Source organism: Streptomyces viridosporus, assembly GCF_002078235.1.
In the GTDB taxonomy this organism is placed as follows: domain Bacteria; phylum Actinomycetota; class Actinomycetes; order Streptomycetales; family Streptomycetaceae; genus Streptomyces; species Streptomyces viridosporus.
In genome coordinates this window covers 1-9,168 of the sequence record NZ_MSGP01000350.1, presented here as the reverse complement: position 1 = coordinate 9,168, position 9,168 = coordinate 1, and the positions used below count along the sequence as shown (strand labels likewise).

Below are 9,168 nucleotides of genomic sequence, written 5' to 3'. Positions count from 1 at the left end.
GCATCATCCCGCCGCGCGGCGCCCTGCCGCACGGTGACGGCACGTTCGGCTCATCACCCTCACCTGCCCCACCCGTTGAGGCAGGCGGCGGCCGTACCACAACGCGGGGGATGGGGAGCGGACTGGCGGGCGACGTTGGAACCACCCGGCGCGGCATTCTCCAGCAGCGGCCCGTCGTGCCCGCCGGCGGACGGCCTCGGCGAGGAGCACGCCGGGTTCGGCGCAGGCGCCGAAGGAGTCGAACGGCAACGCCGAACCGGTGCCGTTTTGCCCGCTCGCGCTGTCGCGCACCCTCGATCGGATGACGGCAGACCGGTTGTGCGCGGACGCGGTCGTCTGTGACGGCTTGCGCGGCACGGGATGTCCACACGGTGCCGAGCACGGTGTGGGCTGTGCCACACTTCTGACGCCTCTTTGGACGAGATCTTCCGGCCCGTCCGCATCACCGCAGCTCACACCTCCCTCGCTGAACACATGAGCCAACCTAGGGAACACGTTCCGCTTATGGAGAAGATCGCAAAGTAACAATTCTCGGGGGCCGCATGAGTTTCAGGGGCCGGAAAACGACAGGCTGAGCCATGAGAGCCCCACACAACCGGGCTCTCACACGGGCCAGTTGTGCCCGTGCACGACCCTGCCGGCCTCAACGACGAGAACCGGCACTCACACCCCTGGAGGACCGCATGGGCAACGGCGACGTCAGCACTGACGTATCCCCCCAGGACAGCGGCCACAACCAGCCCGTCCAGACCCCGCTCGACCTGCCCCTCGACTTCGAGGCCTTCTACCTGGGACACCAGGAGTTCTTCCACGACTTCGCCGAGATCCACCTCGGCCACCGGCGCACCGCCGAACAGGTGGTCCACCAGGTGTTCCTGGAGATCCTCACCGGCTGGGACGAACTGCTGCAGCAGGGCGACCTCGAACAGCAGACCCTCGCCGTGCTGCACCGCGGCGTCACCCGCCGCCTCGAAGCGGACGGCCGCCCCCCGGCGTTCACCATCAACGGCCCCATAGCCCACAACCTCCAGGCGGTCCGCAGCCAGCTGGAGCTCAACAGCAGCGCCGGCGGCCTGTACGAGGCGATCCTGGAGCTGCCCACCCGCCAGTTCACCGTGATCGTCCTGCGTCACCTGCTCGGCTACCCCACCAAGCGGATCGCCCGCTACATGGGCCTGGACCCGCGCACCGTCGACTACCACGGCCGCAAGGGCAAAGAGCGCCTGCGCATCCGCCTGAACCTGCCCGCGCAGTCCGGCAAGCCCAAGAAGGAGGCAGGACAGTGACCGCCATCGACAACCTCCTGGCCGACGCTCGCATCCCCACCGCACCCCGCGACGGCTTCGACGTCGGCGCCGCCCTGCGCCGCCTCGCCGCCGACGCGGCCACCGCCCCCACTGCCGCACCGCACCCCGACACCGTCCGCGCCACCCAGGCCGGACAACGCCTGTCGGTGGTCTGCCGCTGGATCCTCAACAGGCCCGACGCCGCCGACCACGTCGACCGCCTCGCCACCGAACCCCAGACGCCCGCCGACGACGAGCACCTCGACGTCGACGGCGCCCTCGTCTTCGCCTGCCTGCTCCACCTGACCGACCACCCGGAAAGCGCCCAGTTCTGGTGGCAGCTCGCCGCCGGCGCCGGACACCGCGCGGCCGCCTACTGCCTGCACCTGCACCACCTCGCCCTCGGCGAAACCCGGGAGGCGCGGCACTGGCTGCACGAGGTCACCGACGACGTCCTCGACCCCGACGCCCCCGACAGCGCCTTCCTCGCCACCCTGGAGACCGTCGCCACCTACGTCCGCAAGACCGGCACCAGCCTCGCCAGCGCCCCCACTGCAAGCCTGGAGATGGAAGTCGACCGCCTGGCCACCGTCAAGCCCGACTCGTGCATCATCGTCCAGCGCCCCGACCGGCGCCTGGCCGACCGGCTCCACGACTTCACCCGCCGCTGACCCGGAAGCGACACGAAGGCCCGCTTCCGGGAGCTGCCTCACGTTCTGCGTGCCGCTCAGTGCCGCTCGATGTCGTTCAGTGTCGCTCGGTGGCGCACCCGCCCGGCGAGGAGTCCGACGGGCCCGTGCCCGTGGCCAGCCCCCCGAGAACGCGCAGAAGGAGCCCTGCTTTCCCAACGGGCTTCCTACACCTCTGAGTTGGGAGGGCTCCCTGCGCGGTGTTCCCGTCCGCCTGTCAACGAAAGGAACTCCGTATGGAGGAGAGTAACGCCAAACCCCAGCCCAAGCACCCGTTCCGCCGCAGCGGGCGCCGCACCCAGACCATCGGTCACCTGCGCGCGTGGATGAGCCGGCAGGGACGGAACCTTCCCGGCCAGTTCCTGCAGGGCGCGGCTTACAGGCTGGGCGGCGGTGCCGTAACCCTGATCATCCTGTGGTGGCAGACCCGCTACTGACACCGGCAGGCGGGCCTGCCTCAGGGATGGACCCGCCTGCCGGTCCTGGGCAACCCGCCCTTTCTGGGAACCCCATGAACGGCAAGATTTTCCGGTAGCGGCGGTCTGCCGAAGCGTATGACCGACGGGGCCCCGCGCCACAAGGCATTCGGGTGAGTCGCAAGGACGCCGCCCCATGAACGCTCCTGCGTCCTGCCCGGGGCACGGAGTTCTCGGGCAGGACGGGCAGGTGCTGGTCCGTGCGGCGGCTCATGGCGGGTTCGGCCGCACTGGTTGCTTCAGCGTCCGGTGGCTGCGGCGTTCTGCTGACCCTTGGCCGTGGGCGGACTGGGTCAGCGTTTGACGCGGTCGCGGACGGCGAGGATGGCCAGGCCGAGCAGGAGCGCGCCGAGGAAGCGGGAGACGAAGGCGATGACCTTGCCCCAGAGGGCGGCAACCGGCAGGCACTGGCCCACTTCGTCACCTCCAGCCCGTGGGATCCGGCGCACGTGCGGGCCCGGCTGGCCTGGCGGATGCACGAGGCGATCGGTCCGGAGGCACTGATCGTCGACGACACCGGCTTCCTCAAGGACGGGGATGCCTCGGCCGTGGTCGACTGGCGGCTGTTCCTACCCGCCTCCTGGGCCCCGGCCTCGCCCGAGGCCGATGCGGTCAAGGTCGCCTACCGCACCCGTTGCGGCATCCCGGCCCAGGCCGGGCATGTGGAGAAGTGGCAGCTGGCCCTGGACATGATCGACGAGACCCGGTCATGGGGTGTTGATGTCCCGCTGGTGGTCGCGGACGCCGGATACGGCGATGCCGCCGCCTTCCGTCCCGGGTCGGAGGAACGAGACCTGCCCTATGTGGTCGGCATCTCCGGCCGCCACACCGCCCATCCGGCCGGGCCCGGCGCCTCAACTGGCACGAGATGGCCGTCTTTCTCCAGACATCCCTGATGTCTCATGAGGCATGAGGGAGTTTGATCAGGACTACTCAGTAGCTGTTGCCGTACCGCCCTTGGGACTTGGGGATCGAACGGTCGTGCCGATCGGGTGGCCCTCGGGTGCTCGGCGCATGCGAGGAGGTCCTTCTGAGCAGCTCGTCGGCGTCGAATCACCGAGCATCAGGAAACCCTGGTGTCACAGGGAACCCGGCATGGCGATCACCGTTTACGACTGAAACTCTCGGGGCGCAGATGACCTGATTAATGCTACTGACGTTCGGATTCCCTCCCTAGGGTCGCAGCGATTGCCGTCGAGCGTCGCATCGTGATCCGCGACGCGTCAGAGGGGGAAACATGAGAACTGCGCGAACGCTTGCGCGTGCCGCCTGTGCCACCGTGGCGCTGGGCGCCGCCGCCTCGCTGGGCGCCGGGGCCGCTTCCGCCGCGCCCGCCACCACCACCGCTACCTGCGCCTACCCGTACGTGTGCTTCGAGCGGTTGTCTGACGGGGCCATCATCGGTCGCTTCCAGGATGTCACCTCAACCTGGCAGTCGCTGCCGTCCCGGCCGAGCAACGTCAAGATCATCAACACCCGTCACGACGATGTCGCCTACATCCGCTACGCCAATGGATCCCAGGCCTGCGTCGCTCCGAACAGCACCCTCACCATCACAGGTTATGTGCTGACAGGCATTCGCATCTCCTCTTCCGCAACCTGCGCCTGAGCCGCGCCATCATCGACCGGGCACCGACCAAGGAGGAGACATGAAGACATTCCGTCGGACCGCCAAGCGAGTTGGGTGGGCTGCGGTAGTGGCCACCGGGCTCATTGCCACCTCGGTGGGGACGGCGGTCGCCACCCCCACCGTCCCCACGGCCGCAGCCTCCCCGGCGCAGGCCACGGCGAGCTGTGCGTACCCCTACGTGTGCCTGTTCAAGAACGGCGTCAAGATCGGTCAGTTCCAGGACGTCACCTCGGGTTACCAGAACCTCCCGTCCAGGCCTGTCGGGACATCCAGCTCACCCATCGTCGTCACCAACACCCGTCACGACGATGTCGCCTACATCCGGTTTTCCACCGGCACAACCGTGTGCCTCCCTCCGGAGTACACCACCAGCTTCACGGGAACGCTGACGGGCATCCGCATCTCCTCCTCCGCGACCTGCTGAGATCACGCAGGACTCCCAGGGGGGAACAGGCGCAGCTGATCGCTGTCAAGGGTGATCACACTGTGGAGAGTAGGTGGTCACCCGATCCTGTGAAGCGTCTTTTCCCTGACTCGTCCGGTGGACAGCCGATCATGCGCGTGGAACGTCATGCCGAGGCATCGGGACAACGACCCGAGCTCCATTGCCGACTTGCCCACCGCGGAGGCTCCGGTTCTCGGAGAGGAGCGTCGTGATGACGGTGGCCGCGACGTCGACCTGTTCCTGAAGGGCGCGGCACTCCTCGCGGCTTCCGCACGGCTTGCGGAGGAACTCGGCGAGTTCGGCGGCGTGCTGGTGCTGGAGTTCCCCGCTCTTCTCGCGGTGGGTGGCCCGGTCCTCCTTCTCCGGGATGACCGCCTTGATGTGGCGCTTGCGCGGGTGGGCACGGTTGGCGCGGGACGAGGCGGCCTCGTCCGCGGTGACCGCGCCCGGCCGGGCGGCAGACGGACGCGGATCTCGTTCAGTAATGGGGGCGAACCGGGGGCTGTCCGCGGCCTGCCCGGCGGTCAGGTGAATCTTGCCGGTCAGCCCGCTGCGGGACCGGCCGAGCAGGGCCTCCTTCAAACGGAGCCTGCGTCGGCAGCGGACGCGCCGGCGCCCTGTCCGGACGCGGCCGTCAGGGTGGCATGAGCAAGCTCTGCCGAGTTCTTGTCCATGCTGGTCCTTGTGCGAAGGCGGGGTCCTCACAGCAGTGATACGCGCCGGGTGGCCCGGCTGCCGTGCAGGTCGGCCGCGAAGTCGCCGGGGGCCGGGCCGGGCCGGTGCGGTCCGTGACCCGGTCCCCGCACCGTCCTCCGAAGCCCGCCACGCTCGGCCCCCGCCGACGCGGGGAGCCGCCGATCGGTACACCTTCCTCCAGGATCACCGGCAGCCGGCCCCGCGCGGCGCCCGCTCCGCGGAGCCGCTTGCCGCGGGTGGCGCCGACCCTCCGAACGTCCCGTTCGGAAAACGGGCGGCCCCCCGCACCCCGGTCGCCGTGGGCTCCGGGCGGCGGGCCGCCGGTGGACCGGGGGCCGCCTCAGATGCCGCCGGAGAGGGTGCCGTACCGGGCCGGGGAGCACGTGGTGTACCCGGTGGTGAACCAGCGCACCCGTTTCCGGGAGCTGCCGTGGGTCCAGCCCTCCGGGTCGACGCGGCCCTGGACGCGTTCCTGGATGCGGTCGTCGCCGACGGCCGACGCGGCGTCAAGGGCTTCGCGGATGTCGTCATCGGTGAACGGCCTGTCGTGGAAGCCGGTGACGACGGCGTTCTTGGCCCAGACCCCGGCGTAGCAGTCGGCCTGCAGCTCCGGACGGACCGACGCGCTCTCGGCCCCCGCGCGGCCCCGGCCGACGCGGTTCATGGTGCCCAGCAGGTTCTGCACGTGATGGCCGTACTCGTGGGCGACGACGTACGCCTGCGCGAAGGGGCCGCCCTTGGCGTCGAACTTCTCCTCGAGTTCCTGGAAGAACCCGAGGTCGAGGTGGACGCGGTGGTCGGCCGGGCAGGAGGACGGGCCCACGGCGGAACTCGCCCGGCCGCCCCCCGTGCTCACCCCGCCGGAGAACATCACGGTCCGTGCCGGGTCGTACGACTGCCGGGTGTGCTCGGGGAGGACGTCGCGCCGTTAACACTGGATGCTGTTGACCACGCCCACCACCCGGCACGTCTCGGACTGGTCGGCATCACTGCCCTTGCGGCACCGGACGCTCAGGTCCGACCCCTGCCGCGGCGTGGCGGAGTCCGAGCCGGTGCCGTCGAGGAGACCGGCGGGGTCGACGCCCAGGAGCAGCGCGACGATCACGGCGACGATGCCGACGACGACGCCGCCGATGGCGAGCCCCCTCCCGGGAAGCCGCCGCCGCGGTCCTCGACCTGGGAGGCATCAAGATCCACATCGTCGCGGAAGTCCATCGTTCCTTGGTCTCCTGGGCGTCGGTGATCGCTCCATGGTGCCCAGCGGCCCCGGGGGCACACCGGCCGGTCGCTCCCGGTGGCGACTTCCGAACATCCGCCGCGCCGACCCGCGTGTCGACTTGCGGAACCCCGCACTCACGTTACGGTCGATATCGGTGGACGTCCTGAAGGGGGACCTGAAGGAGGAACAGGCACATGGGCGTGAGGCGGTGGATCGGCACCTGGCCGGTGTACCGGCAGATCGCGGGAGCGGACCGGCTGGGGCGGGGCAAGGCGGCCGAGTCCCGGCGTTCGGCGGGGCTCGCGCCCCGTACGGACTCCGCAGACCGCGTGGTGACCTCCGTCTGCCCGTACTGCGCGGTGGGCTGCTCGCAGCGCGTCTACGTGAAGGACGAGCGGGTCGTCCAGATCGAGGGCAACCCGGACAGCCCGATCTCGCGGGGCCGCCTGTGTCCCAAGGGCTCGGCCAGCAAGCAGCTCGTCACCGGGCCCCAGCGTGAGCAGAAGGTGCTGTACCGGCCGCCGTACGGCACGGCCTGGCAGGAACTGGACCTCGCCACGGCCATGGACATGGTGGCCGACCGGGTGCTGGACGCGCGCCGCAGGGGCTGGCAGGACACCGACTCGGCCGGCCGTACGCTCCGCCGCACCATGGGCCTCGCCAGTCTGGGCGGCGCCACCCTCGACAACGAGGAAAACTACCTGATCAAGAAGCTGTTCACCGCTCTCGGCGCGATCCAGATCGAGAACCAGGCGCGTATTTGACACTCCGCCACCGTTCCCGGTCTGGGAGCTTCCTTCGGACGCGGCGGCGCGACCGACTACCAGCAGGACCTGGCCAACGCCGACTGCATCGTCATCATGGGCTCGAACATGGCCGAGGCCCATCCGGTCGGGTTCCAGTGGGTGATGGAGGCCAAGGCGCGCGGCGCCAAGGTCATCCACATCGACCCGCGCTTCACCCGCACCAGCGCGCTGGCCGACCGGCACGTCACCCTGCGCGCGGGCACCGACATCGCCTTCCTCGGCGGCGTGATCAACTACATCCTGTCCCACGGGCTGGAGTTCCGGGAGTACGTGCAGGCGTACACCAACGCACCGTTCCTGCTGAACGAGCGCTACCGGGACACCGAGGACCTGGACGGCCTGTTCAGCGGGTACGACCCGGCCACCGCCTCCTACGACGCCTCCAGCTGGGCGTACGAGAGCGTCCGGACGGACGGGCACGCGGGTGACGCCCGGCACAAGGAGGAGTCCGCGCCGTACCAGCACGGCTCCGGCGGACCGTCCGTGGAGGGCGGCGCGGGCCCCATCGCGAGCGACCCGACGCTGGAGCATCCCCGCTGTGTGTTCCAGGTGCTCAAACGGCACTTCTCCCGCTACACGCCCGAGATGGTGGAGCGGATCTGCGGCGTGCCCCGGGAGCAGTTCCTGGAGGTGTGCCGGGCCTGGACCGAGAACTCGGGCCGGGAGCGCACCGCGGCGCTGGTGTACAGCGTGGGCTGGACCCAGCACTCCGTCGGCTCCCAGTACATCCGGGCCGGGTCGATCATCCAGCTGCTGCTGGGCAACATCGGCCGTCCCGGCGGCGGGGTCTTCGCGCTGCGCGGACACGCCAGCATCCAGGGGTCCACGGACATCCCGACCCTGTTCAACCTGCTGCCCGGCTACCTGCCGATGCCGGACACCACCCACGAGAACCTGTCCGGCTACCTGGACGACATCCGCAGCCCCGGCCAGAAGGGGTTCTGGAGCGACGCTGACGCCTACACGGTCTCGCTGCTGAAGGAGTACTGGGGCGAGGCGGCGACGGCGGAGAACGACTACTGCTTCGACTACCTGCCGCGGATCAACGGTGACCACGGCACCTATCGCACCACCATGGACATGATCGACGGGAAGGTCTTCGGCTACTTCCTGCTCGGCCAGAACCCGGCGGTGGGTTCGTCCCACGGCCGTCTGCAGCGGCTGGCCATGGCCAACCTGGACTGGCTGGTCGTCCGCGACCTCACCATGATCGAGAGCGCCACGTTCTGGAAGGACTCCCCCGAGATCGAGACCGGGGAGATCACGCCCGAACGCTGCCGCACCGAGGTCTTCTTCTTCCCCGCCGCCTCGCACGTGGAGAAGCCCGGCACCTTCACCCAGACCCAGCGGATGCTGCAGTGGCGGGACCAGGCCGTCGAGCCGAGCGGCGACCAGCGCTCGGAGCTGTGGTTCTTCTACCACCTCGGCAGGCTCCTCAAGGAGAAGCTGGCCGGTTCGGCCGACGAGCGCGACCGCCCCGTCCTCGACCTCGCCTGGGACTACCGGACCGAGGGCGACGAGCCGAGCGCGGCCGACGTGCTGCGCCACATCAACGGCATCGACCTGCGCAGCAACCGCACGGTCGGCGGCTACACCGACCTCAAGGCGGACGGCAGCACCGCCTGCGGCTGCTGGATCTACAGCGGGGTCTACGCCGACGAGGTCAACCAGGCCCGGCGTCGCAAGCCCCGGTCCGAGCAGGGGCCGTACGAGACGGAATGGGGCTGGACCTGGCCGCTGAACCGGCGCGTGCTGTACAACCGCGCCTCGGCCGACCCGCAGGGGCGGCCCTGGAGCGAGCGCAAGGCCCTGGTGTGGTGGGACGAGGAACGGGGCGAGTGGACCGGGCACGACATCCCGGACTTCGAACGGACCAAGCCGCCCGCCTACCGGCCCCCTGAGGGGGCCGGTAGGCGGGCGG

Annotated in this window: 6 protein-coding genes and 3 pseudogenes; 7 read left to right on the top strand and 2 right to left on the bottom strand. The window is 69.9% G+C overall.

The genetic code is table 11. The features are described 5' to 3' along the window. Positions 1 to 683 precede the first annotated feature (683 nt). From B7L92_RS24420 to B7L92_RS24395, 6 genes and pseudogenes are all read left to right on the top strand, one after another. Positions 684 to 1,286, top strand: coding sequence for a sigma-70 family RNA polymerase sigma factor (locus B7L92_RS24420; RefSeq protein ID WP_004993119.1), 603 nt, complete (start codon positions 684 to 686; stop codon positions 1,284 to 1,286). Continuing rightward, complete coding sequence (locus B7L92_RS24415) at positions 1,283 to 1,957, top strand: hypothetical protein (RefSeq protein WP_081239578.1); 675 nt, start codon at positions 1,283 to 1,285, stop codon at positions 1,955 to 1,957. Before B7L92_RS24420 ends, B7L92_RS24415 begins: the two co-directional genes overlap by 4 nt. 254 nt (positions 1,958 to 2,211) lie before the next feature. Then, entirely contained in the window at positions 2,212 to 2,412 is a 201-nt protein-coding gene (locus B7L92_RS24410; protein WP_081239577.1) for a hypothetical protein, read from the top strand. Between the two features lie 425 nt (positions 2,413 to 2,837). Beyond that, positions 2,838 to 3,344: pseudogene (locus B7L92_RS24405) on the top strand (transposase); the annotation flags it as partial. 386 nt (positions 3,345 to 3,730) lie between these two features. Continuing rightward, positions 3,731 to 4,060, top strand: a complete 330-nt coding sequence (locus B7L92_RS24400) for a hypothetical protein (RefSeq protein WP_081239576.1) — start codon at positions 3,731 to 3,733, stop codon at positions 4,058 to 4,060. Positions 4,061 to 4,100: 40 nt separating this feature from the next. Then, positions 4,101 to 4,505, top strand: a complete 405-nt coding sequence (locus B7L92_RS24395; RefSeq protein ID WP_081239575.1) for a hypothetical protein — start codon at positions 4,101 to 4,103, stop codon at positions 4,503 to 4,505. A 345-nt stretch (positions 4,506 to 4,850) separates the two neighbouring features. Here the strand turns inward: B7L92_RS24395 and B7L92_RS42635 are convergent. Together B7L92_RS42635 and ypfJ are read right to left on the bottom strand one after the other, a co-directional pair. Continuing rightward, positions 4,851 to 5,141 (bottom strand): annotated as a pseudogene (locus B7L92_RS42635) (hypothetical protein); the annotation flags it as partial. A gap of 421 nt (positions 5,142 to 5,562) precedes the next feature. After that, positions 5,563 to 6,437 (bottom strand): annotated as a pseudogene (ypfJ, locus tag B7L92_RS24385) (KPN_02809 family neutral zinc metallopeptidase). 198 nt (positions 6,438 to 6,635) lie between these two features. Between ypfJ and fdh the strand changes: the two are divergent. Beyond that, the coding region (gene fdh / locus B7L92_RS24375; RefSeq protein WP_255311118.1) for a formate dehydrogenase at positions 6,636 to 9,168 on the top strand (2,533 nt) is incomplete at its 3' end.